The sequence below is a fragment of the Sphingomonas sp. 1F27F7B genome, assembly GCF_005503355.1.
Taxonomy (GTDB): domain Bacteria; phylum Pseudomonadota; class Alphaproteobacteria; order Sphingomonadales; family Sphingomonadaceae; genus Sphingomonas.
In genome coordinates, this window is sequence record NZ_SCMK01000003.1 from 63,312 (window position 1) to 87,509 (window position 24,198).

Genomic DNA, 24,198 nt, shown 5'->3' on the forward strand with positions numbered 1-24,198 from the left:
GTATTTTAAATACGCAATTCTAAAAGAGCATATTCCGCTCTGCATCCGGGGGGAGAAAATCTGAGATGGCCAGTCGCGCATTCCTTGCCGCACCGCCGATCATCGAGCGCCGTTATGCGGTCGCGTTCGCGCTCGTCACTTCGCTTTTCTTTTCCTGGGCATTGGCGGCAGCGCTCAACGACGTGCTCATCCGGCAGTTCCAGAAGGCGCTGGACCTCACCCGCACGGAAGCGAGTCTGATCCAGTTCGCATTCTATATCGGATATTTCTGCGCCGCCGTTCCCGCGGGCCTGCTCATCCGCCGCCTGGGGTACAAGAACACGATCCTGATCGGCCTGGGCTGTTATGCTGGCGGCGCGTTTCTCTTCTATCCCGCAGCGTCCACCGAGCAATTCGGCATGTTCCTGATCGCTCTGTACGTGATCGCGATCGGGCTCGCCTTTCTCGAAACCGCGTCCAATCCCTATGTGACGATCCTCGGCGCACGGGAGACGGCGTCCGCGCGGCTGAACCTGGCCCAGTCCTTCTACGGCATCGGCGCCATCATCGGTCCGATCGTCGGCGGGCTGTTCATCTTCTCGACGGACGAACGGACCCAGGCGCAGATCGCCGCGATGGCGCCGGCCGAACGCGCGGCATGGCGGTCCGCGGCGGCGGCCGCAGTGCAGGGCCCCTATGTCGCGATCGGCATCGTGGTCTGCCTTCTCGCGCTGCTGATAGCCTGCACGCGCTTCCCGGCTCTCGATCGCGCGACCGCGATTCCCGGCGGCGGCCGCTCCATGTTCGCCGTGCTTCGCCACCGCGGCCTGCTCGCGGCCATCGCTGCGCTCTTCCTCTATGTGGGAGCCCAGGTCGGCGTGTGGAGCTTCTTCATCGACTTCGCCAAGACACAGGCCCCGCAGTTGAGCGAGCGCGCCGCCGCGTTCCTGCTCTCCGGGAGCCTGGCGATGCTGATGATCGGCCGCTTCAGCGGCGCATTCCTGCAGCAGCGGATCGCCCCGGCGCGGCTGCTCGCGATCTATGCCGCCGCGAACATAGCACTGTGCGGCTTCGCTTCGATCGCCACCGGCATGCCCGCAGTCGGCGCGCTCTGGCTCACCAGCTTCTTCATGTCGATCATGTTCCCGACGATCTTCGCGCTCGGCGTCGAGGGGCTGGACGACGAAACCGAGAGCGGGGCGGCCTTCCTGGTCATGGCGATCATCGGCGGTGCGCTGGTGCCTCCCCTGATGGGCTTCGTTTCCGAGGGAATTGGCGGCGTTCACCATATGATGTTCGTCCCCATGCTCGCCTTTGTCGGCGTGCTGGCCTTTGCCGTGCTGCGCCTCCGCGAAGGGCGTGCCGCATGACTCGCGCCGTGTTCGTGCTCGATCTGGAAAATGATCCGGAGCTGATCTCCGCCTATGAGGCACGCCACACGCCCGGCTCCGTTTGGCCAGAAGTCATTCGCGCCATCCGACAGCGCGGATATCGCGACATGGAGATCTGGCGTGTCGCCGATCGCCTGGTCATGCTCGCTGAAATCGTGCCCAGCGGCCTGGCTCCCTTCGATCCCGATCTCCAGCCGATCGTGGCGCAATGGGAAGCCGAGATGGACGCCTATCAGCGACCGATCGCGCCGAACGGCCCGAAATGGCTGCCGATGACGCGGATCTTCGCGCTCGGCGAGCATCCCGCGCCATGATTCCAGGTCGGACCATTCCCCGTGCCAAGATCGAAGTCAGCGAGATCGGATTTGGCGCGGCGCCGCTCGGCAATCTCTATCATCCGATCAGCGATCTCCAGGCCGGGACCACGCTCGAGCGCGCGCTGACGGCGGGGATGAACTATGTCGATACGGCGCCGCATTATGGCCATGGTCTGAGCGAGCGGCGAACCGGCGACGCGCTGCGCGAGCGGCCGGGCATCGTGCTGTCCACCAAGGTGGGACGATTGCTGCGCGCGGATTCCACGCTCCGGGGCGATGCCGAACGGCAGGGCTTCCGATCCGCCCTGCCCTTTGCGGGCCATTATGACTATACATATGATGGCATATTGCGTTCCCACGAGGACAGCCTGCAGCGGCTGGGCCTGGCAAGGGTCGACCTGCTCTTCGTCCATGACATCGGCACGCGAACGCACGGCGCGCGCAATGCGCATTATTTCGAGCAATTGACCCAGGGACGGGGCTTCGAGGCATTGCAGCGCCTGCGCGGCGAAGGTGCCATTGCCGGCTTCGGCATCGGGGCGAATGAATGGCAGGCCGGTCTCGACGCGCTGAGGTACGCTGACTGCGACGTGATGCTGCTCGCCGGCCGCTACACGCTGCTCGAACAGGGTGCGCTGGACCAGTTCCTGCCGCTTTGTCTCGATCGGCAGGTCGGGGTCGTGATCGGCGGCGCCTATAATTCGGGCATTCTCGCAACCGGCACCTTGCCGGGAAGAGAGCTGCGCTACGACTATGGCGAAGCGCCGGCGGATGTGGTGGCCCGCGTTGCCCGGATCGAGGTGCGTTGCCGGGACTTTCAGATCCCGCTCGCGGCCGCGGCGCTGCAATTCCCGTTGGCCCATCCCGCCGTCGCGAGCGTGATCCTGGGCCTCGGCGCTCCAGCCCAGGTCGAGGAGACGATCAGGCTCCACCAGATACGCATCCCGTCGCAATTCTGGCAGGCGCTTCGCGACGATGGCCTGATCGCCGAAGACGCGCCCGTTCCGGCGGATCGCTAGATGCGCATCGATTCCCACTTCCACCTCTGGCGGCCGGCACGCGGCGACTATGGTTGGCTGACTCCCGCTGCGGGCATCCTCTACCGGGACTATGAACCGCAGGAATTCGCCCCTCTCCTGGCGACGCATGGCATCGACGCCGCGATCCTCGTCCAGGCGGCCCCAAGCGCGGCGGAGACGGAATTCCTGCTCGCCCATGCCGGCCGGCACTCCTGGATCGCCGGCGTCGTCGGTTGGACCGACCTGGCGGCCGGCGACGCGCCGGCCCGCATCGCGACGCTGGCGGGAAGGCCGAAACTGCTCGGGCTGCGCCCCATGCTCCAGGATCTGGACGATCCCGCTTGGATCCTGGGCGACGCGGTCCGCCCGGCCCTTCGGGCAATGGCGCGCCATGGCATCGTTTTCGACGCTCTCGTCCGGGCGGCGCAACTGCCCGCGATCCGGGTTCTCGCGACACGCCATCCCGATCTCTCGATCGTGCTCGATCACTTCGGCAAGCCGCCGATCGGCGATGCCCCCGGCAGCGAATGGCTGGACGCGATCTCCGCCCTGTCCGACGCGCCCAATGTGACGGTCAAGCTTTCCGGGCTGCTCGCCGAAGCCCCCGCGGGCGCCGATGCAACCGTCCTCGCTCCCTATTTCGATCATGTGGTGCACCGGTTCGGTGCCGGCCGGATATTGTGGGGAAGCGACTGGCCGGTGCTGACCACGGCGGGCACCTATGCCGACTGGCTCGCCATCTCGCACGCGCTGCTCGCGCCGCTCGGCAGCGCCGCGCGCGCGGCCATTCTGGGTGCCAACGCGGCACGCATCTATCGAATCTGACGGAGACAAGGATGACGAAGCCTGGCCGGCTGGCAGGGAAGACCGCGCTCGTGACCGCCGCGGCGCAAGGAATTGGCCGCGCAACGGCGGAGCTCTTCGCCGCCGAAGGCGCCGTCGTATGGGCGACAGACGTGAATCTGGAGGGCCTGTCCGGTATTGCCGGCTGCGAAACCGCGCGGCTGGACGTTCGCGATGGAGACTCTATCGCCGAGGCCCTCGATCGTGCCGGCCCGCTCGACATCCTGTTCAATTGCGCGGGCTCGGTACCGGCCGGAACGATCCTCGATTGCACGCCGGACGAATGGGCGCTGGCCCATGATCTCAACCTCACGAGCATGTATCGGATCGTTCGCGCCGCATTGCCCGCCATGATCGCGCGGGGCGACGGCAGCATCATCAACATGTCCTCGGTGGCCAGTTCGATCAAGGGCGTCCCCAATCGCTTCGCCTATGGCGTCACCAAGGCTGGGGTCATCGGCCTGACCAAGGCAGTGGCGGCGGATTTCGTCGGCCATGGCATCCGCTGCAACGCGATTTGCCCGGGCACCATCGAAACCCCGTCCCTGCATGAGCGCCTGCGCGCGACGGGGGATTATGAGGCGGCGCTGGCCGCATTTGTCGCGCGCCAGCCAATGGCCAGACTCGGCCTGGCTTCCGAAGTCGCCGCCCTGGCACTCTATCTCGCCTCGCAAGAGGCCAACTTCACGACGGGCCAGATCCATGTGATCGATGGGGGCTGGACCAACTGATCGCGCATCCGAAGGAGCTTTGCACATGAAATTGCTGCGTTTCGGCCCGATCGGCAACGAGAGGCCCGGTCTTCTCGATGCCGCGGGCGACATCCGCGACCTGAGCGCGATTGTCCCTGATATCGACGCCGCCACGGTCACGCCCGAAGGCCTTGCCCGGCTGCGCACGCTCGATCCGGCGAGCCTGCCCCTGGTCGAGGGAACACCGCGGCTCGGCCCCTGCGTCGCACGCCCGGGCAAGTTCGTCTGCATCGGCCTCAACTATGCCGATCACGCCGCGGAAACCGGCGCCGCCATTCCGGACGAGCCCATCGTGTTCATGAAGGCGACCAGCGCGCTCTCCGGACCGAACGACCCGATCCTGAAGCCCCGGGGATCGACCAAGCTCGATTGGGAAGTCGAGCTGGCATTCGTCGTCGGACGCGACTGCCGCTATGTCGACGAGGCGGAGGCCGAGGCGGCGATCGCCGGCTATTTCGTCTGCAACGACGTCTCCGAGCGCGCCTTCCAGCTGCAATCCTCGCAATGGGACAAGGGAAAGGGCTGCGACAGCTTCGGCCCGATCGGTCCCTGGCTGGTGACGCCGGACGAGATCGACGACCTCGACAATCTGCACATGTGGCTGGACGTCAACGGGAAGCGATTCCAGGACGGCTCGACTTCGACGATGATCTTCCGGCCGCCCTTCATCCTCTCCTATCTGAGCCGCTTCATGAGCCTGCAGCCGGGCGACATCGTCACCACGGGCACGCCCCCGGGGGTCGGGCTCGGCCAGACTCCCAATGTGTGGCTCGACAAGGGCGATACGGTCTCGCTCGGGATCGCGGGCCTGGGCGAGCAGCATCAGCACGTCATCGACGCCTAGCCGGTGCAGGAAATCGCCTCCGGGCCGCTGTCCGTTCGGACACGGCCCGGACCGCACGCACGAGCCACCGCCAAAGTCAGGCGAAGCGCTTGGCCCCCGCCACGCAGAGAATGACGATCACGGTCGACGCGATCATCGTCCAGGCAACCGGCTCGCCGAGCAGGAGGCCCGCGAGCGACAGGCCGAAGAACGGTTGCAGCAACTGGAGCTGACCAACGCCCGCGATGCCGCCGAGCGCGAGGCCGCGATACCAGAAGACGAAGCCCAGCATCATCGAGAATATCGAGACATAGCCGAACCCCGCCCAGGCGCGCCAGCCAATGTCCGTGAAGCTCGCGGGCATCGTGGCAAGCGCGATCACTGCCATTAACGGCAGCGAAAGCAGCAATGCCCAACTGATGACCTGCCAGCCGCCAAGGCGCCGCGAAAGCGTTGCCCCCTCGGCATAGCCGAGGCCGCACAACAGGATCGCCGCGATCATCAGCAGGTCGCCGGCCATCGATCCGCCGCCGCCATGATGGAACGCGAAGCCCGCCACCGTCGCGGCGCCGATCGAGGAAAAGATCCAGAAGACGCGCCTTGGTCGCTCGCCGCCCCGCAGAACCCCGAAGATCGCGGTGGACAGCGGCAGCAGGCCGATGAACACCACCGAATGCGCCGCAGTGATATGCTGGAGCGCGAACCCGGTCAGGAGGGGGAAGCCGACGACCACGCCGATCGCGACAATGATCAGGGGCACGAGGTCGCCGCGCGCCGGCACATCCTGACGCAGCCCCAGCAGGAAGACGCCCCCCAGCAGCGCCGCTATGGCTGCGCGCCCCGAAGTCACGAATAGCGGCGTGAACTCGGCAACTGCCACGCGGGTCGCCGGCAATGATCCGCTGAAGATGACGACCCCCAGGAGTCCGCTTCCCCAGCCGGCGGTAGTTCGTTCCATCACTCCTCGCTTTCGCGATCGGGATAGGACGCCTCGCCCTGGCCGTGACAGGAACAATACCATACGATATACGGAAACTGTATGGCTGAATTTCCCCATACACATGCGTGGACCAGGCGATTGAAGCGACATGGGGGCGTTGGCACGCGCACCGAGGAATTGATGGATGCGATCCGCGGCAGGATCGCCGGCCGCGCGCTCGCGACCGGCGATCGGCTGCCGTCCGTGCGCGCATTCGCCGAAACGATGGGCGTATCCCCCTCCACTGTCGTCGAGGCCTATGACCGGCTGGCGGCGGAAGGCGTGATCAAGGCGCGCCGCGGTTCGGGTTTCTATGTGACCGGTACGAACATGCCGCCCTTGTCCGTGGGCGAGATCGGGCCGCGGCGCGACCGTGCAGTCGACCCGTTCTGGGTGTCGCGCCAGTCGCTCGACGCGGACGGGACGATGGCGATGCCGGGGTGCGGCTGGCTTCCTGCCGACTGGATGCCGAATGCGGCATTCCGGCGCGGGCTGCGCTCGCTCGCCCGCGCCGATGCATCGATATTGTCCGACTATGGCAGCACGCGCGGATCGCCGAAGCTGCGCCGGCTCCTCGCCGGCCGCTTCGCGGACGAAGGCATCGAAGCCCGCACGGATCAGCTGCTCCTGACCGGATCCGGCACCCAGGCGATCGATCTGATCTGCCGCTATCTGCTCCATCCCGGCGACACGGTGCTGATCGATGACCCGGGCTATTTCAACTTCCAGGCACTCCTTCGCGCGCATCGCGTCGAGATCGTCGGCATCCCCCATACGCGGTCGGGCCCGGATATCGCCGCATTCGAGGGGGCGCTGCACGCGCATCGGCCGCGGCTCTACATCACCAATTCCGCGCTGCATAACCCCACCGGCGCAAGCATGTCACCCCAGACCGCGCATCGATTGCTGCGCATCGCGGCCGCCCATGACCTGGTGATCGTTGAAGATGATATCCTCGCCGAGTTCGAACCGTCCCCCTCGCCTCGCCTCGCCATTCTCGACGGGCTCGATCGCGTCATCCGGATCGGCAGCTTCTCCAAGACGATCTCCGCATCCGCGCGCTGCGGCTATATCGCCGCCCGCGCCGAATGGATCGACGGGTTGGTCGACCTCCAGGTGGCGACGAGCTTCGGAGGCCCCAGCCCCATGGCCACCGAATTGATTGCGGATGTCCTGGCGGGCGGAAGCTATCGCAAGCATATCGCCGAACTGCGGCAGCGCCTTGCGCGTTCACGCGACCGGGCGGTCGATCGCCTGGCAGACCTCGGCATGGTTCCATGGACGATGCCGCGCGGCGGCTTCTATCTGTGGTGCCGCCTGCCCGAGCAACTGGATTCGGCCGATATCGCCCGGCGCTGCATGGACGACGGCGTGATACTCGCGCCCGGCAACGTGTTCAGCATCTCGCAATCCGCGGCTCCGTTTCTCCGCTTCAATGTGGCCCAAATGGAAGACGACCGGGTCTATCGGGCCCTGCGCCTCGCCATGTCGGGGAAGCCCTGAGGCGGCAAGGAATCCGCAACCGGCCGGAACGGGCTCTCGCACGCCTGCCGGCCCGAACCGGTCGCCCCCGCGGGCGGCGCCGGCCGGGGCGTTCCTCAGGCGACGGGATAGGGCACGGGCGCCGCGATATTTTCGTCGATCCTCACCGTGCGGCCGATCGACGGAAAGGCGCGCTGCGGACAGGCGTGCCGCTCACACACCTTGCACCCGGCGCCGATCGGCGTGGCGGCGCTCGGATCGGCGATGTCGAGGCCGCGTGCATAGACCAGCTTGCCGGCATGGCGAATGTCGCAACCCAGGCCGATCGCAAAGGTCTTGCCCGGGTCGCCGAACCGGCCACCATTGCTCGTCACTGCCTTCGCGATCCAGAGATAGGTCCGTCCGTCCGGCATCTGGGCGATCTGGCGCAGCACCCGATTGGGCTGGGCGAACGCCTCATAGACTTTCCAGAGGGGGCAGCTGCCGCCGACGCGCGAGAAGTGGAAATCGGTCGCGGACTGGCGCTTGGAGATATTCCCGGCCCGGTCGACGCGCACGAAGAAGAACGGCACGCCGCGGGCGCCGGGGCGCTGCAATGTCGACAGGCGATGGCAGATGGTCTCGAAACCGACCCCATAGCGTCGGGCCAGCCGCTCGATGTCGTAATGCTCGACCTCGGCGGCGTTGAGGAATGCGCCATAGGGCAGGATCAACGCGCCGGCGAAATAGTTGGCGAGGCCGACACGGGCCAGCCGGCGCGCTTCCGGATCGACGAGGATCGCATTGTCGGTGAGCCTGCCGATCACCTCCCCCAGTTCGAGAAAGGCAAGCTGCGTCGCCATCTGGAACGCCTGTTGTCCGGGCGCCAGCGCACCGGAGAGGCGAAGGATCTTCGCGCCGGGATCGAAGCGCCGCTGCACCGCAGTATCGTCCAGCACAGTCTCGACGCCATGCTTGCGCTTCAGCCAAGCAGCGATGCCGGCATGGATGGTGCCCGGCGCGAGCTGGGCGTCGCGGTGGATCCGCTCGGCGGCCTCGTCGAGCAGCTCGACATGGTTGTGCCGGGCATAGAAGAAGTCGCGCACCTGTTCGAAGGGCTGGCGCGCCTTTCCGCCGGCGATCCAGCTGTCGCCGAGCTCGGCCGCCATCGCGTCGCCGCGCTCGACCGCGTCGCGGTATCGGCGGTGCAGCGCGACCAGCGTGCGACCGACCGCCGGCATGTTCGCGGCCAGCTCACGCAGTTCCGCAACCGATACGCTCTCCCCGCCATCGGCGATCGCGTCGCGCATGTCGGTGATCAGCCGCGCTTCCTCATCCTCGGAGAACAGCTGGACGTCGATCCCGAACACCGCGTTGAGCTTGAGCAGGATCGCGACGGTGAGCGGGCGCTGGTTCTGCTCGAGCTGGTTGAGATAGCTGGGCGAGATGCCGAGCGCCTGCGCGAGTTCCACCTGCTTCAGTCCGCGCTCCTCGCGCAGCCGCCGCAACCGCACTCCCATATAAGCCTTGCGCATAGCTCGTCCGATCTTCGCAAAATTTGCTAATTCGCAAACCCGCCTTCACAGGCATTTGCTCTTTCAGTACTTCCAGCGGCGCGCCGTTTGCGGATTATGCGAATATGCTCGCAAGCCCGCATATGCAAGGTGCAGACCTGCTCAACCGCGTCCTGGATGCCGCCACGGTTCGTGCGCGCGCCGCGCTCGGCACGCCGGTCGTGCTGCGTCGCTGCAGCGACATCGAGATCCGCGAAGAGATCGAAGGGCTGCGCTTCGAGACCTGGTGCGTGCGCAGGGACGACGAGGGCCTCGCCGTCGTGGTGACGGCGACGGCACGCGACGAAAGCGGCCGCGAATGCATGGTCGCCTCCGGCCGGTTCACCTTCTCGACATTTGCAGTGCCCAGCGCGTCGATTTGCCATAACGACATAAAGATATCTTTATATGATGCTTGACCCAGCGCGTGAAAAGCGCGATTGAGCACGTGTCGAGGTTCCCCGTTCCGCGATCCGAAAGGCTTGGGGCGACGGGGCTAAGACGGGAAGCCGGTGACATCCGCAGGGGTGGAATCCGGCGCTGCCCCCGCAACTGTAAGCGGCGAGCGGTGGTCCCATAATCGTGCCACTGGTGCTTTCGCGAGCACCGGGAAGGCCGGGACCGACGTGACGACCCGTGAGCCAGGAGACCTGCCTCCGACGCGATAACGTTCCTCGGACGGGGGTTCCTCCGGTGGATCGCGCCAGGCGCCGAAGCGCCGCGCGTCCGCTTGTCCGGGCTCGCGGCCGGTCGTGCCCTTGCGCGCTCTATCCTGGTCCACTCGTCCGGCAGACCAGGAGTCCATGATGACTGTTTCCGCCGCCAATCTGGGTTTTCCCCGCATCGGCCCGCGCCGTGAGCTGAAGACCGCCACCGAAGCCTATTGGGCCGGCAAGATCGACCAGGCCGCCCTGCTCGACACCGCCAGGTCGCTGCGCGCCGCGACCTGGGACCGCCAGAAGGCGGCCGGGATCGAAGTGATCCCGAGCAACGATTTCTCCTTCTACGACCAGGTGCTCGACACCAGCGTGATGCTCGGCGCGATCCCGGAAATCTATCGGGCGATCGGCGCGGCCGACTCGCTCGACGTCTATTTCGCGATGGCCCGCGGCCGTCAGACCAAGGGCGCCGTGCCCGCAGCGGAGGAAGGCTGCACCCATGGTCATGGCGCCGGCACTGACGTGCCCGCGCAGGAAATGACCAAGTGGTTCGACACCAACTATCATTACATGGTCCCCGAGGTGGTGCCGGGCCAGGCGTTCGCGCTTTCGACGACCAAGCCGGTCGATCACTTCAAGGAAGCCAAGGCGCTCGGCCATCACACGCGCCCGGTGATCCTGGGCCCGGTCACCTGGCTGCTGCTCGCCAAGTCCAAGGTCGAAGGCTTCGACACACTCTCGCTGCTCCCCACCCTGCTCCCCGTCTATGCCGAGCTGCTCGGCAAGCTCGCTGCGGCGGGCGCCGACTGGGTGCAGATCGACGAGCCGGCACTGGTGCTCGACCTCAACGATGCGGCTCGCGCGGCCTGCAAGACCGCCTATGCCGAGCTGGCCAAGGTCCCGGGCATCAAGCTGATGCTCGCCACCTATTTCGGCGCGCTGGGCGACAATCTCGAAACCGCGCTGGCACTGCCGGTCGCCGGCCTGCACGTCGATCTGGTCCGCGCCCCGGAGCAGCTCGATGCCGTCGTCGCCGGCGCGCGTGAGGAACTGGTCCTCTCGCTCGGCGTTATCGACGGCCGCAACATCTGGAAGGCCGATCTCGCCAAGGTGCTGGACACCGTCGAAGGCGCCGCGGCGAAGCGTGAAGTGCAGGTCGCGCCGTCCTGCTCGCTGCTCCACACGCCGGTCGACCTCGAGCTCGAGACCAGGCTCGATCCGGAAGTGAAGAACTGGCTCGCCTTCGCGACCCAGAAGCTCGGCGAGCTGGCGGTGCTCAGCAAGGCGCTGAACTCGGGCCGAGACAACGTCGCCGCCGCACTGGCCGACAATGCCGCCGCGATCGAATCCCGCCGCAGCTCGCCGCTGACCAACGATGCCAAGGTGCGCAGCCGCGTCGCTGGCGTCACCGAGAACTGGACGCGCCGCGTCACGCCGTTCGCCGAGCGCATCAAGCTGCAGCAGGCCCATCTCAACCTGCCGCCGCTGCCGACCACCACGATCGGCTCGTTCCCGCAGACCGCCGAAGTCCGCAAGGCCCGCTCGGCGCATGACAAGGGCGAGCTGGCCACCGAGGCCTATGAGCAGTTCCTCCGCGAGGAGACTGCCCGCACGGTGCAGTGGCAGGAAGAGATCGGCATCGACGTGCTGGTCCACGGCGAGTTTGAGCGCAACGACATGGTCCAGTATTTCGGCGAACAGCTCGCCGGCTTCGCGTTTAGCCGGGCCGGCTGGGTGCAGAGCTATGGCTCGCGCTGCGTCCGTCCGCCGATCATCTATGGCGATGTCTCGCGTCCCCGTCCCATGACCGTCGAGTGGTGGCAGTACGCACAGAGCGTCGCGACCAGGCCAATGAAGGGCATGCTCACCGGCCCGGTGACCATCCTCAACTGGTCCTTCGTCCGTGACGACCAGACCCGCGAGGAGAGCTGCCGCCAGATCGCACTCGCGATCCGCGACGAAGTGGTCGACCTTGAGCGCGCCGGCTGCAAGGTCATCCAGATCGACGAGGCTGCTCTTCGCGAGGGCCTGCCGCTGCGCAAGGCCGACCAGCAGCGCTATCTCGACTGGGCAGTGGAAAGCTTCCGCATCTCCGCCTCGGGCGTCCAGCCCCAGACCCAGATCCACACCCACATGTGCTATTCGGAGTTCAACGAGATCATCGACTCGATCGGCGCGATGGATGCCGACGTGATCTCGATCGAGACTTCGCGTTCGAAGATGGAACTGCTCGACGCGTTCGTGGACTACAAATACCCGAACGAGATCGGGCCGGGCGTGTACGACATCCACTCGCCACGCATCCCGTCGACCGAGGAGATGGAAGGCCTGCTCCTCAAGGCGGGCGAGCGCCTGTCCGTCGAGCAGCTCTGGGTCAATCCGGATTGCGGCCTCAAGACCCGCAAATGGGAAGACGTGAAGCCGGCGCTCATCAACATGGTCGAGGCGGCCAAGGCGGCGCGTGCTGCCCTCGCCTGACCTGACGAGCCCGGGGCGCGCCGCGCCGCGCCCCGGCGCTTCCGAACCCGCCGTGCCGGACCGCATGTTCCTGCACGGCGTGGAGGTGCAGGGCCGGCACGGCGTGTTCGATTTCGAGCGCCGCGCCGGCCAGCGCTTCGTCATCGACGTGGATTGGTGGCTGGATACCAGCGAGGCAGTCGCGACCGACCGGCTCGACGCCACGCTTTGCTACAAGCAGCTCCACGATCGCGTGTGCGAGGTCGTCGGCGGCGAGCCCTGGGCGCTGATCGAGACCTTGGCAGACCGGCTGATCGCCGCCTTGTTCGAGCGCTTTCCGCGGATCGTCACGCTGCAGCTCACCGTCCACAAGCCCGAAGCCCCGATCGGCGGCACCTTCGCCGATGTCGGCATCACCCGGTTGCGCCATCGTACCCGATCCCGATGAACCCGACGGGCGCCAATCCAGCCAGCTCCCCTCTGCCATCTTACTGTAGAGACGGGTATTTCTTCCAGGGTCGGCCTTCCGCACGACCGATCTCCCACTGAAAATTCCCCACGGCCTAGCGCGTTGGGCCGCCATACATCGGAAGGGGTCGGATGGGTTCCGCCGGATAGCTGTAAGGATCGCCGCATGTCCTAATCCTGCCACCAGCAACCGCTGGGACGGTAGGAGATGTATGATGAAGATTATTGCAATCGGCGCCGCTGCCTTGGCGGTGCTCACGGCCGCTCCGGCCCTTGCCCAATCCTCGGGCTCCGGCAACATCGGCGGCGGAATCGGCATCGGTGTCGGCGGCTTCACCAACGGCGGCATCAATACGGACTCGCTGAGCAGCACCAGCACCAGCGGGGTAAGCGGAACCATCAACAACGAACTCTCGGCATCGTCCGGCAGCGGTTTCGGCGGCACGATGAACATCAACAGCCTGCCCGGCGGCACCAGCTATGCGGTGGTCGGCGGCGTTGGCGACGCCGGCACCTCGATCAGCTCCAGCGTGAGCCCCTCGGGCGTCGGATCGATCACCAGCAACAGCTACAATGCCGGCGTCTATGGTGGCCTGACGCACGGGAACGCCGCATTGAACATGCAGGTGATGAACTTCGGCGAGAGCGCCGGCGACTATAAGTTCACCGCCAACTTCAATGCGTCCAACACCACCAATGTGAATGCGGCGAGCATCGACTGGAACGCTGCAGGAGCGGCGGGACCGGTGCTGTTCGGGTTCGGCTCGCTCGGCTGGACCGTAGAATAAGGCACTTACAGGCGGGATGGCAGCCGCCGTCCCGCCTCCCTTTCCATTCAGGAGTTCGATCATGAAGCACCTTGCAGTCGCGGCGACCCTCGTCCTGATGGTCAGCGCCACAGCCGCCCACGCCCAGCAGAACACGTCGGATACCGCCACGACCAATAGCGCGGTGACCGTCGAGGCGATCACCGGCCCGGTCAGCGAGGCCCCGGCCCACGAAACCGTCACCTATAGCGGGCATGAGTGGACCACTCCGAGCGTTCAAGGCAGCTATTTCGCCGGTGCCAATCCCTGCCTGATCGGAACAGGCGGCGGCATTGCCGGCGGACCGATCGGAATCAACCTCAATTTCGGCCGCAGCGACGAAGGATGCACGCGCAGGTCCGATGCCGCGGCATGGCATGCGATGGGCTTCGACAACGTGGCCGTCGCCCGCATGTGCCAGGATCGCAAGAGCGCCGATGCGTTCTTCGCGGCCACCGGCACCACCTGCCCCGGCGCCGATCCCGGCCGCTATCGGACGCCCGAGGGACGCCAGGCTCCCATGGCCATGCTCGTCGCGAACAGCCGCGCGATCCCGGGGAACCCGAATGCCGGGCCAGTCGACCTCAGCAATCCGGCGGTACAGGCCGCCATCCACGAAGAGGCCGCTCGCCTGGCACGCACGAACAGCTTCGCGCCACAGGCACCCAAGGGAGTGGTTACTCCGCCGCCGCCGCCGCTGCCCCAGCAATGAACCGGGCAAGAGGCGTTGTTTCAACCAGCAATGACGAAAGGAATGTCGAGGTGATCTTGGAGGCCGAACCGGAACGCCAACTGGATCATATGGGCGCGGTTGCGGGCGCGAAGCTTCAGGCGAATATTCTCTACGTGACGATCCACGGTCTTTGGACTGATCTCCAGCCGCCTGGCGATTTCCTTCGCACAGAAACCGCCGGCGGCAAGGTCGAGCACCTGCAGTTCGCGCGGGGTGAGGTGGTCATAGGAATGCGCTCGTTCTTCCATGGTGCATTCTCCGATACTGGCCTCGCGCATGGCGCTTGCGCAGGACGCAAGTCATGCTGAGACGCGGCGGGACCCTCGTGGGGGAGGCTGCTTACTCCAACCTTACAGCCGTAAGCAGGCAGGCCCGGCGCTGTCTCAAATCCGCACAGCGGAAGCCCCGTATTTTCGCCGAACATGGCCGGAATGGTGGAGTTTCCCACGGCATCGCCGCATCCGACGGCGATGCGGATAAGGAGTTTCCCGGAGACGGCAGTGGCCTCGCCGACATGCGAAGCCGCTTGTTGAGGATGCGCGACACTAGGATAGTGGCCATCATGAACTGCGTACCATCTTGTTCAGTAATGGGACAGATGAATTCAGTGACGAGAACAATGATCGAGCGCCGCGATATAGGCATCGATCTCGCGCTCTCGAATGTCCGCTCGCGCACCGGCATCTTCACTGACGGTTCCTACGGCAGGTTCGCATGCGCGGGGTTCGAGAAGGAACCCGGCCACCGGCATCCCCTGACTGCAACGGAGCACGCTAGATGCGGCTGCTGATCGTCGAGGACGATGCCGAACTCGCCCACGCGATGGTTTCGGCATTTGCGAAGCGCGACGTGCGCTGCGATCTGGCCAGCACCGCAGGCGATGCCGAGCTTCTGATCCAAACCATCAACTACGCCGCGATTATCCTCGATCTGGGCCTCCCCGACGAAAATGGCCTCGCCTTGTTGCGCCGCCTGCGAGGGTATAAACGCATGGAACCAATTCTCGTGCTGACCGCACGCGGGGAGGGTGAGATGCGCGTCCAGGGACTGGAGAGCGGTGCCGACGACTATATCGTCAAGCCATTCCTCTTTCCTGAACTCCATGCGAGGATTTGCGCCGTCCTCCGCCGGCAGGGCGGCTATGTCGAGCGCCTCCTCGCCGTGGGAGACCTGTCATTGGACACCCGGACACGCGAAGTGAGAGTGGGCAACGAACCCGCCGATTTCTCGGAGCGCGAGGCCGAGTTGCTCGAGTTGCTGATGCGGCGGTCGGGCCATGTTCTTTCCAAGCGCATCATCGAGGATCAGCTATTCGGCTCGGGCGATATGCTGGGGTCGAATGCGGTGGAAGTATATATCCACCGGATCCGACGGAAATTGGACGGCGTCGCGGCACGAGTCAGGCTAAAGACCGTTCGCGGAATCGGCTACATATTGCTGAGCTCGTGAAAATTCGCTTCCCGCGATCGATGTTCTGGCAGCTATTCCTGTCCCAGGTCATTCTCGTGCTGTTCCTGGCGGTCTTCCTGCCGATGCTGCTCGGCTATCTCCTGAGTACCACGGCGGATCAGTTCGTTTCGGACAGGCTGCAGCGCGAGGCCCTGGCGATCGCGACGGACCGGCCTACAAGGTGGCAGGCAAGAGGCCCCAGCTTTCAAGGCAGCCTCGGCATCACCGATGCCGGCGACCTTGGCCTCAAATCCGCTTCGGGCCCGCTGCCGGTCCCCATTGCCAAGCTCGAACATGGCGACACGCCGATATTCTTCAAATATGGCCGCTACGACGTGCTGACTCTTCCGGTATCGCGCGCCGGGCGCCAGGAGTGGATCGTCGTTGCGCAGGATCGAACCTACCCCACCCATATCGTCGACAATGTAGTCACGACATTCCTCGCGCGCTTTGCCTGGATTGTTCCGGCCTCCTTGTTCGCTTCGCTGATCATCGGGCTGCTCATCCTTGGCCGTGTGACGGGCCGGTTCCGGCGAACGGCGCGCCAGGCCGATGCGATCGGGCTGGATCATATCGATCACCGCCTGGAGCCCGAGAGCGTGCCCCTGGAGGCGGTCCCTCTCGTCCATGCGACCAATCGCGCGCTTGACCGCCTGGAAGCGGGCTATCGTTTCCAGAGCGAGTTCATCGGCAATGTCGCCCATGAATTGCGTACGCCGCTGGCACTCATCTCTCTGCGCCTCGAAGCGCTCGATCCTTCTCCGGAACGCGAGTCCGCGCAGCTGGGAGTCGAGCGCGCCAATCGGGTGGTCCAGCAGCTGATGGACCTGGCGATAGTGGATCGCCACCATCGAAAGCTCGAGACCTTCGATCCCGTGGCGCTCGCCGGCGAAGTGGCCAGCGTGATGGCGCCGCTCGCGCTTCGCCGGGATCACGATATCAATTTCGCGGCGCCCATGGGCGATCACGCCTGGGTCGAAGGAATCGTCGGCCTGGTACAAATCGCATTGACCAACCTGATCGACAATGCGGTGCGCCACACGCCGGCGGGCTGCACCGTTTCGGTCCAGGTCGCGCAGGACGGCAGCATGGTCGTGGCCGACGACGGCCCCGGCTTTGCCGTCGAGATCCTGGCCGACCAGACCAAGCGCTATCGAAGAGAGGGAACCAATCGAACCGACAGCGCCGGCCTGGGGCTGGCCATTGTGGAACGGATCATGGCCGCCTGTGGCGGCTCGCTCGAGATCGACAATCTCTCTCCCAATGGAACGCGGTGCGTCGTCAGACTCCGAGCGTCGGAGCCAGCCCCAGGCATCGTTGCCTTCACCAGCACCCCGGCAAGGCCACGCAGAATGCGCGACATCGCGGATCTGAATGGAAGGCGGCCCCCGCTAGCGGGGTGATCGTTGCGGAACCCGGGATCAGGCCCCCGCCTCCCCGGCTGCCATGTCGATGGTCAGGCGGTCGCGAAGCGCCTTCTTGTCCACCTTGCCGACGCTCGTCCGGGGAAGACCGTCGAGGATGAGCACCCGCTCCGGAATCGCGTATTTGCTCAGACGGCCTGCCGCCACATGATGCATCAGGCCGTCCCGCAGCATTTGGGGATCCGCCGTATCCCCGCCCGCCGCCGCGACGACGAAGGCAACCGGCCGCTCCCCCCATTTGCCATCGGAGATCCCGACGACCGCCGCTTCCGCCACCCCAGGCAGCTCCAGCAGAAATTCCTCGACGGCGATGGACGAAACCCACTCGCCGCCGGTCTTGATCACGTCCTTGAGGCGATCGACGATCCGGATCGCCCCGTCATCGTCCATGGCGGCGACGTCTCCGGTGTGCAGCCAGCCTGCCTCCCAAAGCGCGTCCGAAGCGGCCTGGGAGCCATAGCCCCGGGTGAGCCACGGCGCACGAAGCAGCAGTTCGTTCCCCCCTTCCCGGTCCAGCCGCGCATGGACCAGCGGTATCGGGAAGCCGGCGCGGCAGAGCTCCGCCGTATCGTTGCCGGGCGAACGGGCCAGCGCGACGACGGGGCCGGTCTCCGACATCCCGAAGCCGACGAGCGTCGACAGGCCCGCCCGCGACGCTTCGTCCGCCAGGGACGGCGGAAGGGCGGATCCGCCGATGATCACCGTCCAGGGGCCCAGCGATTCCGCGCCGTCGCCCCGCGCGTCGAGGAGCATCCTCAGGATCGTCGGCACGCAATGCGAGAAGTTCACTTGCTCGCGCCGCTTCAGCGCCAGCAGGCGCTTCGGATCGTAGCGCCCGGGATAAACCTGCTTGAGCCCGAGCATGGTCGCGACGAACGGCAGGCCCCAGGCATGGACATGGAACATCGGCGTCATCGGCATGTAGACGTCGCCGCGCCGCAGGCCCTGGCCAGCGGGCTGGTTCGCCAGGGTCGCCGCCAGCGCCAGGGTGTGGAGGACCAGCTGCCGGTGACTGAAGAACACCTGCTTGGGGTTGCCGGTGGTACCGGTGGTGTGGAAGGTGGTGGCGATCGCGTTTTCGTCGAAGTCCTCGAACCGGAAGGTCGGCGCGGTCGCCGCGATCAGCGCCTCATAGCTTCCCGGCTCCGGCCGCTCCTCCATCCGGATCACACCGCGGATCGCGGGAAGATCCGACAGAATATCGCCGCACAACGGGCCGAAATCGGCGTGGCGCAGGACGAAGGAGGCGCCCGATTCCCGCAAGGTGTACGCGATTTGCGCCGGCGACAACCGCACGTTCACCGTCTGCAGCACCGCCCCCATCATCGGGATCGCGAAATAGCATTCGAGATAGCGATGGCTGTCCCAGTCCATGACCGCAACGGTATCCCCGGGCCGCACCCCGCGATCGGCGAGCAGCGCCGCCAGGCGGCTCACCCGGTCCGCCAGGTCGGAATAGGTGAAGCGCCATTGGCCGCTCACGATCTCCGCCGAGGTCTGCTGCGCCACATTGGCGAGCAGGTGGCGGAGGAGGAGCGGATAGGCATAGGCGCCTTCCGCAGGCGTCGTCAGGATTCTCGGGCTATTCACGGACTCTCCGGCGGCGATCGTGATCAATTGGAGCTTGCGCGCCGCGAAGGCTTGCCGCTGCGCGGGCGGCAGATGCCGGGCTTGCTGGTGTCCACTCCCGTCACCGGCTTCGCGCCGAGGCTGGGATCGCTGCCCTTGAGCTGCGCCATCGGAACCTTGTCCGCCTTGCGGATGAGCTCGGCGAGCATGGCCGTCTGGCGTGCGGCCAGCCCGGCATCCAGCTTGTCCATATGGCCGTTGCGCGCGATGCTCAGCAGATAGCTGGGGCCGCCGATGAGCGCCATGTGCGGCACGCCGCTCTCATGGAACACCACTCCCGTGGTGACCCCCGGTCCAGGCTCGACGCCGTGCCGAAGCAGGTCGTGCCGCTTGATCCCCTCTATGACGAGATCGGTCAGCGGCCCGGCCGTCGTCGGGCAGTTCATATATTCATTGTGCCCGGTCGGCCCATAGCCCTTGCCGGGAATGTCCAGCCATTCGCTCGATCCCAGATGTTCGATCGTGAACGCCGCCGCCGCCCGCTTCATGAGTTCGGGATGCGCCAGCGCCCAGCCCGGCGCCTCCGGCATTTCGCCGGTCATATGGCCGGGCCAGCCCGCGAAGACCACGCTTCTGCGCAGCCACTCGCGCTGAGGAAGGCTCGCAAAGTAGCGGGCGAGGTGCAGCAGAGTGATGCAGCCATTCTCCTCGACGAAATTCTGGCCGTCGGTATGGGTGTCGACGATCATCACTTCGTCGCTCTCGCCCGGCAGGATCGCCGTGATCTGGGGAACCTCGCCCGTCGCCCATTCGGCATCGAGCGTGAGATGCGCCGTCTTGCCCGCCTTGGCCGCGCTGCGCAGCGCCTCGCCCGCGTCCTGGCCGACGAAGAGCGCCGGGAGCTTCGGCCGGTAATGCGAGGCATGGGGCGAATAGTTGCCCTCGATCATCGCCGAGGAGACGTCCATGATGATCGCGACGCCGGCGGCGCCGCGCGCGGCAAGGTCGTCGAGCGGAAATGCCGGGGTCGTCCACAGCCGGTGATAGGGCGTGTCGAGCGCTACCCCCGGCGCCTCCTCTCCCATATGAACGAAATGCGGATGAGTGAGCTTCCCCATCGTCATCCGTGGAAGCTGCCCGTCGAAGACGAGGATGCTGCCCTTGGGAAAGTCCGGAAGAGCCTCCGGCCCGGTCGGCCGCAGCGTGCCGCCATAGACCAGCGGCCCGGTGACCCCACCCGGACCAGTGGGAACCGAGCGCACGAAGAAAGTGACCTTGTCGACGGGCCGGCGCGCGCCGCCGTCCAATATGTCCAGGCCGACGCGCTTGGGATCCCAGCGCCGATAGCTGTAGGTTTCGCAGGGGCCGAGCGTGAGGCCGGCGTCCTGAAACTGGCCGGCCATCCATTCGACGAACGCGATGTGATTGGCATTGCCGGGAAGCCGGGGGCCGAAATCGACCATCTCCTGAAAGTCCCGCCGGATGTCCGCCGCGGACGGCAGCGGCACCGGTGCCCGGCGGCGCTGCCCAGCCCTCAGCGTGCGCGCCGCGGCGCTCGTGCTCGCCAGCGCGCAAGCGGCGGCGAGCAGCGCGCCGCGGCGGGAAATGAGCGATAGGTCATCCATGCGAACTGTCTCCCGCTAATGTCCGGCCGCGTCGAAGCGCGGCCGATGGCGCGATCTCCCGCGCGTTCAGAACTTGATGTTCACGCCCGCCGTGAACTGGCGCCCGATCACATCGTAAAGCAACGGATTGGTGGGAATGAAGGTGAACAATGTGCCGCCCGGCGCCAGCGGAGGGTCGCGGTCGAACAGGTTGTTGACGGTCAGGAAGAACCGGTAGCCCTGCTTGAGTTCCACCGACGCGGTCAGATCGGTGTAGAAGACCGATTTCACGCGGTTGTTCTCGATGGTCTTCGGCTCCGCGCGCGTGACGTCATAGGTTCCCGCGCCGATGAACCGCTCCTGCACGAACAGCGCGACCGGCCCGCTTTTCCAGTTCAGGCCGGCGGTGGCGCTCCAGCGCGGATTGGCGCTGAGGCCGACTTCCCCGGCTCGATCGATCGAGGGGCCATTGCTGATGTCCTGCCGCTGCTTGTCGAGATAGCTGGCGATCAGCCGCAGGTCGGCAGAACCGCCCAGCACCTGTCCGCGCGGCCGGTAGCTGAGCTCGATGTCCAGGCCCGACGTCGCCAGCCGGTTGAGGTTCAGCGTCGGCGACTCGATCCGGGTGATCTGTCCCGCCGTGTTCCGCGTGATGTTGGCGCAGAGGCTCGCCGCACCCGCAAGGCACTGGTTCAGTGTCAGCTGCGGCGTGAGCGACGAAATGATGCCGGCGATGTCGATCGAATAATAATCGACCGACAGCGTCAGCCCGGGTGCGAAGGCGGGGCTGAGGACGATGCCCGCAGTGTAGGTGTCGGCCTTCTCCGGTTGCAGCGACGGGTTGCCTCGAGCTGCCTGGACGATGGGAATGGTGACGCCGTTCTCGATCACCGAGCCGGTGTTCTGCACGATCCCGGCGAACAGCTCCGGCACGTTGGGCGCACGGATGTCGCGCGAGGCGGTTCCCCGCAGCCGCGCCCCGGCCACCGGCTCCCATACCGCACCGGCCTTCCAGGTCGTCACGCCGCCGCTCGTGCTGTAGTTGGTGTATCGCACGGCGCCGTTGACATCGAGCTTGCGCAGCAAGGGCAGGTCACGGGCGAGCGGCACCGCAACTTCCCCGAACACTTCCCAGAGATGGTAGGAGCCCTTCACCGGGAAGACGTTGGTGAGCAGCCAGCCGCCGGGCTGGTTCTGATAGGCAGGCGGAAAGCCACGGATGCCGGTGGCGTCGTTGATGCTCTGCGCGATGTCGTCGGACACCTGCCGCAGCGCGACCCGGCGATACTGGCCGCCCGCCGCGATCGAGACCGGCCCCGCCCAGGTGGAGAAGGGCTGCGCCCGCAGCGAAAGGTCGCCAACGTCCTGGGTGAAAGTGGCGGTGTAGCTCGAAGCTCCCTCGACATAGCCTATCGCCGCCTGGGACGGTGCGCCCGCGCCGAAGAGATTGATCGGGACGCAGCCCGGATAGAGGCCCGGATTGGTCAGCGTCACGCGGCAGACGATCTGGTTGGTGGACGGATCGCGAACCGCATCCGCCGCCGCATAGAGGCGTTCGAGCGCGACATTGTTGTAGGTCCGGATGTTCGTGCGGTTCCTGCCATGCTCGAAATAGCCTTCGATCTGGAGGCCGTCCGGCCCGGCGAAGCGGAAGCCCCCGGTGAGATCGAGCGTGCGCGCCCGCGCCGTCGCGTTCGCCGGCTCGCCAAAGTCGAAATTGACGCGGCCCATCGCGAACGCCGGCGTATTCGTGTCGGTCAGCACTCGCTGGACCGCCGGGTTCAGGAAGGCGTTGCCGCTGAAGATGGTGAAGCCGTTGAAGCCGCCGGGATTGAATTGCTGGGCCTGGTTGTAATGGTTGCGCGCAAGCGCCAGGCTGCCCTGGGCGTAGAGGGTCAGCGAGGGAGTAACGTCGAACTCGGCGTGCCCGAAATAGCTCCGGGTCGTGACATCGGCCGACAGGTTGCTGAACACCTGGGCACCGTCGCCGCCGACCTGGATCAACCCCGACTGCATCGATCCGCGCGAATAGGGAATGAGCGTTCCGTCCGGCGCGAACTGCTGGAACGCCAGCGGCCCGCTCAGGATCAGCCCGCCGGGAGACGCAGTCGAGGACCGGAGGTTGTCTCGAAAGATCAGCTGTCCGGGAACGGCGGGATTGCTGAGGAAGCCGGTGCCCCGCCGCCCCCAGTCCCGATCACCGACGCTCTGGATGCCGCCCATCTCGAAATAGGTGGCGCTGGCCACGACTCTGCCCCGCCCTTCGGCGAAGGACTGACCGGCGGTGATGCTGGCCTTGTAGGTCGGGACGTCCCCCTTGTCGGAGATGCCCGCCTGCGCGCTCGCCCGGATTCCGGTGAAGCGCGTATCGAGCACGAAGTTCACGACGCCGGCCACGGCGTCCGAGCCATAGGCGGCGGAGGCACCGCCGGTCACGATGTCGACGCGCTTCACCAGTTCCTGCGGAAACAGGTTGATGTCGGTCGAGCCATCGCGCGAGGACGGCGCCGCGCGGCGGCCGTCGATCAGCACCAGCGTGCGCTGCACGCCGAGATTGCGGAGATTGAGATAGCTGCCGGACTGCGGCCCCACTGCGCCGGTGAACGCCCCCGCCGGGCGGGTCGAGCCGCGGAACGACGGAAGCTGATTGAGCGCCTCGCCGATAAGGCCGGGCTGGGCCTTGGCCAGGTCCTCGGCCGCCATGACCGTGACCGGCGTCGGAGCCTGGGATCCGTCCCTGATCGCACGCGAGCCGGTCACCACGATGTTGGTCGCGGTGTCGCCGCCAGCGGTAGCGGCCGCGTCCTCCCGCACCTGGACTTCCGCCGAAGCATCCGCCGTGGATTGCGCATATGCGGGAACCGCAATCAGCGCCGCCGAACATGCCGACGCGAACAATACCGGCCTGATCATGGACCGCCCCTTTCCAGTCTTGGGCGCGACCATCGTCGTCTGCCCGTCCTCTCCACTCGCAGACTTCGATCAATACCGAACCGGAGTCAATATCTTTCTTTCTTTAGGAAGGAGTATGTTGCTGCAACCGGTTCCGGCCCTGGAGCGAAGTCGCTCGGAATTGCGCGTTCAACTATTTTCTTTCCTGGAAAAAAGTGCATATCGAGACTAGGCAGATCGGGTCCGAGCCCGAATTTCCGCTACCCTTTCAGAGGGGTATCAGCAGCATTCTCAACCGGGATTCAGACGTGACAACGCAGCGCAAGTCGAAGAATGGATCGCCGTCGCGGCGCTCGAACGCCGAGCGGCGCGAAGAGTCGATGACGACCATTCTCGATCACGCCGAGGCGGAATTCGCTTCCAAGGGATATGACGGCACAACGTTCGTGAGCGTCGCCGAGGCCGCCGGCGTGGACGCCGCGCTGATGCGCTATTATTTCGGCGACAAGGAGCAGTTGTTCGCGGCCGTCTTCCGCAGGCGCGGCCCGGTGGTCAACGCGCTGCGCCTGCAGGCCCTGGACGACTATCGGGCCGCGACCGGCGGGCAAGGCACGCTCGAGGGGCTGCTAGAGGCATTCACCCGTCCCGGCTTCGAATTCGGCATGTTGAGCGAGGGGCACCGCAACTATGCCGCCATCGTCGCCTTTGTGAACAGCTCGCGCGGCACCATGCACGCACTCATGTCGGAGGTCTTTGACGACGTCTCCCGCGTGCTGGTCGACGACATGCAGCGGCTGATGCCCGACGCCTCGCGGGAGACGCTGTACTGGGGCTATCATTTCCTCACCGGCGCCTTCACTTTCTCGCTCGGCCAGACCGGCCGCATCGACCGTATTTCCGAAGGCTCGGTTTCTTCCGAGGATTTCGCGGGGATAGCCGATCGCCTGCCCGCGTTCGTCGCCGCCGGTATCAGGGCGCTCGCCGCGCGCTGACGCTTCCCGCAGCGAAGGCTGCTTGCCG

Annotated in this window: 21 protein-coding genes and 1 riboswitch; of the genes, 15 read left to right on the top strand and 6 right to left on the bottom strand. The window is 66.0% G+C overall.

The window, feature by feature from the left end; translation table 11 throughout:
- Nucleotides 1-65: 65 nt before the first annotated feature.
- Genes fucP through FFS08_RS03530 form a run of 6 tightly spaced genes read left to right on the top strand, consistent with a single transcriptional unit; the run spans nt 66 to nt 5,145 of the window.
- Nucleotides 66-1,349 carry an L-fucose:H+ symporter permease gene (gene fucP, locus FFS08_RS03505; protein ID WP_137863226.1) on the top strand — a complete coding sequence of 428 codons (1,284 nt, stop codon included), beginning with the start codon at nt 66-68 and terminating at the stop codon, nt 1,347-1,349.
- Complete coding sequence (locus FFS08_RS03510; RefSeq protein ID WP_137863225.1) at nt 1,346-1,684, top strand: L-rhamnose mutarotase; 339 nt, start codon at nt 1,346-1,348, stop codon at nt 1,682-1,684. Before fucP ends, FFS08_RS03510 begins: the two co-directional genes overlap by 4 nt.
- A complete protein-coding gene (locus FFS08_RS03515; RefSeq protein ID WP_137863224.1) occupies nt 1,681-2,706 on the top strand; it encodes an aldo/keto reductase in 1,026 nt (341 codons plus the stop codon). The genes FFS08_RS03510 and FFS08_RS03515 overlap by 4 nt, the downstream gene beginning before the upstream one ends.
- Nucleotides 2,707-3,531 carry an amidohydrolase family protein gene (locus tag FFS08_RS03520; RefSeq protein WP_137863223.1) on the top strand — a complete coding sequence of 275 codons (825 nt, stop codon included), beginning with the start codon at nt 2,707-2,709 and terminating at the stop codon, nt 3,529-3,531. It begins immediately after the preceding gene.
- An 11-nt stretch (nt 3,532-3,542) separates the two neighbouring features.
- Nucleotides 3,543-4,280: an SDR family oxidoreductase gene (locus tag FFS08_RS03525; protein ID WP_137863222.1), complete on the top strand. Its 738-nt coding sequence runs from the start codon at nt 3,543-3,545 to the stop codon at nt 4,278-4,280.
- Between the two features lie 25 nt (nt 4,281-4,305).
- Entirely contained in the window at nt 4,306-5,145 is an 840-nt protein-coding gene (locus FFS08_RS03530; protein WP_137863221.1) for a fumarylacetoacetate hydrolase family protein, read from the top strand.
- A gap of 76 nt (nt 5,146-5,221) precedes the next feature.
- On the opposite strand, the gene FFS08_RS03535 is transcribed toward FFS08_RS03530, so the two are convergent.
- Nucleotides 5,222-6,082: a DMT family transporter gene (locus FFS08_RS03535; RefSeq protein ID WP_137863220.1), complete on the bottom strand. Its 861-nt coding sequence runs from the start codon at nt 6,080-6,082 to the stop codon at nt 5,222-5,224.
- Between the two features lie 162 nt (nt 6,083-6,244).
- On the opposite strand from FFS08_RS03535, the gene FFS08_RS03540 reads away from it, so the two are divergent.
- A complete protein-coding gene (locus FFS08_RS03540) occupies nt 6,245-7,606 on the top strand; it encodes an aminotransferase-like domain-containing protein (protein WP_137863219.1) in 1,362 nt (453 codons plus the stop codon).
- A gap of 95 nt (nt 7,607-7,701) precedes the next feature.
- Here the strand turns inward: FFS08_RS03540 and FFS08_RS03545 are convergent, their stop codons facing one another.
- On the bottom strand, nt 7,702-9,099 hold the full coding sequence (locus tag FFS08_RS03545) for a short-chain fatty acyl-CoA regulator family protein (RefSeq protein ID WP_137863218.1): 1,398 nt from the start codon (nt 9,097-9,099) through the stop codon (nt 7,702-7,704).
- 122 nt (nt 9,100-9,221) lie between these two features.
- Between FFS08_RS03545 and FFS08_RS03550 the strand changes: the two genes are divergently transcribed.
- The 5 genes from FFS08_RS03550 (at nt 9,222) to FFS08_RS03570 (ending at nt 14,219) form a co-directional block, all read left to right on the top strand.
- Nucleotides 9,222-9,536 (top strand): hypothetical protein, encoded by a 315-nt coding sequence (locus tag FFS08_RS03550; protein WP_249341120.1) that lies wholly within the window; start codon nt 9,222-9,224, stop codon nt 9,534-9,536.
- A 19-nt stretch (nt 9,537-9,555) separates the two neighbouring features.
- Nucleotides 9,556-9,789, top strand: a riboswitch (cobalamin riboswitch).
- A gap of 134 nt (nt 9,790-9,923) precedes the next feature.
- A complete protein-coding gene (metE, locus tag FFS08_RS03555; RefSeq protein ID WP_137863216.1) occupies nt 9,924-12,254 on the top strand; it encodes a 5-methyltetrahydropteroyltriglutamate--homocysteine S-methyltransferase in 2,331 nt (776 codons plus the stop codon).
- Entirely contained in the window at nt 12,238-12,681 is a 444-nt protein-coding gene (folB, locus tag FFS08_RS03560; protein ID WP_249341119.1) for a dihydroneopterin aldolase, read from the top strand. The genes metE and folB overlap by 17 nt, the downstream gene beginning before the upstream one ends.
- Nucleotides 12,682-12,916: 235 nt before the next feature.
- Nucleotides 12,917-13,489 (top strand): hypothetical protein, encoded by a 573-nt coding sequence (locus FFS08_RS03565; protein ID WP_249341118.1) that lies wholly within the window; start codon nt 12,917-12,919, stop codon nt 13,487-13,489.
- A 61-nt stretch (nt 13,490-13,550) separates the two neighbouring features.
- Nucleotides 13,551-14,219 carry a hypothetical protein gene (locus tag FFS08_RS03570; RefSeq protein ID WP_137863214.1) on the top strand — a complete coding sequence of 223 codons (669 nt, stop codon included), beginning with the start codon at nt 13,551-13,553 and terminating at the stop codon, nt 14,217-14,219.
- Between the two features lie 20 nt (nt 14,220-14,239).
- Here the strand turns inward: FFS08_RS03570 and FFS08_RS03575 are convergent, their stop codons facing one another.
- On the bottom strand, nt 14,240-14,488 hold the full coding sequence (locus tag FFS08_RS03575; protein ID WP_137863213.1) for a helix-turn-helix domain-containing protein: 249 nt from the start codon (nt 14,486-14,488) through the stop codon (nt 14,240-14,242).
- Between the two features lie 529 nt (nt 14,489-15,017).
- Here FFS08_RS03575 and FFS08_RS03580 point away from each other — a divergent pair.
- Nucleotides 15,018-15,689: a response regulator gene (locus tag FFS08_RS03580; protein WP_137863212.1), complete on the top strand. Its 672-nt coding sequence runs from the start codon at nt 15,018-15,020 to the stop codon at nt 15,687-15,689.
- Nucleotides 15,690-15,709: 20 nt separating this feature from the next.
- Entirely contained in the window at nt 15,710-17,092 is a 1,383-nt protein-coding gene (locus tag FFS08_RS03585; RefSeq protein ID WP_137863211.1) for a sensor histidine kinase, read from the top strand.
- An 18-nt stretch (nt 17,093-17,110) separates the two neighbouring features.
- Here the strand turns inward: FFS08_RS03585 and FFS08_RS03590 are convergent, their stop codons facing one another.
- The 3 genes from FFS08_RS03590 to FFS08_RS03600 form a co-directional block, all read right to left on the bottom strand.
- Nucleotides 17,111-18,703: a long-chain-fatty-acid--CoA ligase gene (locus FFS08_RS03590; RefSeq protein ID WP_249341117.1), complete on the bottom strand. Its 1,593-nt coding sequence runs from the start codon at nt 18,701-18,703 to the stop codon at nt 17,111-17,113.
- Nucleotides 18,704-18,726: 23 nt separating this feature from the next.
- A complete protein-coding gene (locus tag FFS08_RS03595; RefSeq protein ID WP_249341116.1) occupies nt 18,727-20,307 on the bottom strand; it encodes a M28 family metallopeptidase in 1,581 nt (526 codons plus the stop codon).
- Between the two features lie 66 nt (nt 20,308-20,373).
- Nucleotides 20,374-23,199, bottom strand: coding sequence for a TonB-dependent receptor domain-containing protein (locus FFS08_RS03600; protein ID WP_137863210.1), 2,826 nt, complete (start codon nt 23,197-23,199; stop codon nt 20,374-20,376).
- 287 nt (nt 23,200-23,486) lie between these two features.
- On the opposite strand from FFS08_RS03600, the gene FFS08_RS03605 reads away from it, so the two are divergent.
- The gene (locus FFS08_RS03605; RefSeq protein ID WP_249341115.1) at nt 23,487-24,170 is read left to right on the top strand and encodes a TetR/AcrR family transcriptional regulator; all 684 of its coding nucleotides are present in this window, start codon (nt 23,487-23,489) and stop codon (nt 24,168-24,170) included.
- Nucleotides 24,171-24,198: the final 28 nt, after the last annotated feature.

Excerpts from the sequence above, each read along its gene's own strand:
- fucP (WP_137863226.1), top strand. The coding sequence starts at position 66 with ATGGCCAGTCGCGCATTCCTTGCCGCACCGCCGATCATCGAGCGCCGT.
- FFS08_RS03510 (WP_137863225.1), top strand. The coding sequence starts at position 1,346 with ATGACTCGCGCCGTGTTCGTGCTCGATCTGGAAAATGATCCGGAGCTG.
- FFS08_RS03515 (WP_137863224.1), top strand. The coding sequence starts at position 1,681 with ATGATTCCAGGTCGGACCATTCCCCGTGCCAAGATCGAAGTCAGCGAG.
- FFS08_RS03520 (WP_137863223.1), top strand. The coding sequence starts at position 2,707 with ATGCGCATCGATTCCCACTTCCACCTCTGGCGGCCGGCACGCGGCGAC.
- FFS08_RS03525 (WP_137863222.1), top strand. The coding sequence starts at position 3,543 with ATGACGAAGCCTGGCCGGCTGGCAGGGAAGACCGCGCTCGTGACCGCC.
- FFS08_RS03530 (WP_137863221.1), top strand. The coding sequence starts at position 4,306 with ATGAAATTGCTGCGTTTCGGCCCGATCGGCAACGAGAGGCCCGGTCTT.
- FFS08_RS03535 (WP_137863220.1), bottom strand. The coding sequence starts at position 6,082 with ATGGAACGAACTACCGCCGGCTGGGGAAGCGGACTCCTGGGGGTCGTC.
- FFS08_RS03540 (WP_137863219.1), top strand. The coding sequence starts at position 6,245 with ATGGATGCGATCCGCGGCAGGATCGCCGGCCGCGCGCTCGCGACCGGC.
- FFS08_RS03545 (WP_137863218.1), bottom strand. The coding sequence starts at position 9,099 with ATGCGCAAGGCTTATATGGGAGTGCGGTTGCGGCGGCTGCGCGAGGAG.
- FFS08_RS03550 (WP_249341120.1), top strand. The coding sequence starts at position 9,222 with ATGCAAGGTGCAGACCTGCTCAACCGCGTCCTGGATGCCGCCACGGTT.
- metE (WP_137863216.1), top strand. The coding sequence starts at position 9,924 with ATGACTGTTTCCGCCGCCAATCTGGGTTTTCCCCGCATCGGCCCGCGC.
- FFS08_RS03565 (WP_249341118.1), top strand. The coding sequence starts at position 12,917 with ATGAAGATTATTGCAATCGGCGCCGCTGCCTTGGCGGTGCTCACGGCC.
- FFS08_RS03570 (WP_137863214.1), top strand. The coding sequence starts at position 13,551 with ATGAAGCACCTTGCAGTCGCGGCGACCCTCGTCCTGATGGTCAGCGCC.
- FFS08_RS03575 (WP_137863213.1), bottom strand. The coding sequence starts at position 14,488 with ATGGAAGAACGAGCGCATTCCTATGACCACCTCACCCCGCGCGAACTG.
- FFS08_RS03580 (WP_137863212.1), top strand. The coding sequence starts at position 15,018 with ATGCGGCTGCTGATCGTCGAGGACGATGCCGAACTCGCCCACGCGATG.
- FFS08_RS03585 (WP_137863211.1), top strand. The coding sequence starts at position 15,710 with ATGTTCTGGCAGCTATTCCTGTCCCAGGTCATTCTCGTGCTGTTCCTG.
- FFS08_RS03595 (WP_249341116.1), bottom strand. The coding sequence starts at position 20,307 with ATGGATGACCTATCGCTCATTTCCCGCCGCGGCGCGCTGCTCGCCGCC.
- FFS08_RS03600 (WP_137863210.1), bottom strand. The coding sequence starts at position 23,199 with ATGATCAGGCCGGTATTGTTCGCGTCGGCATGTTCGGCGGCGCTGATT.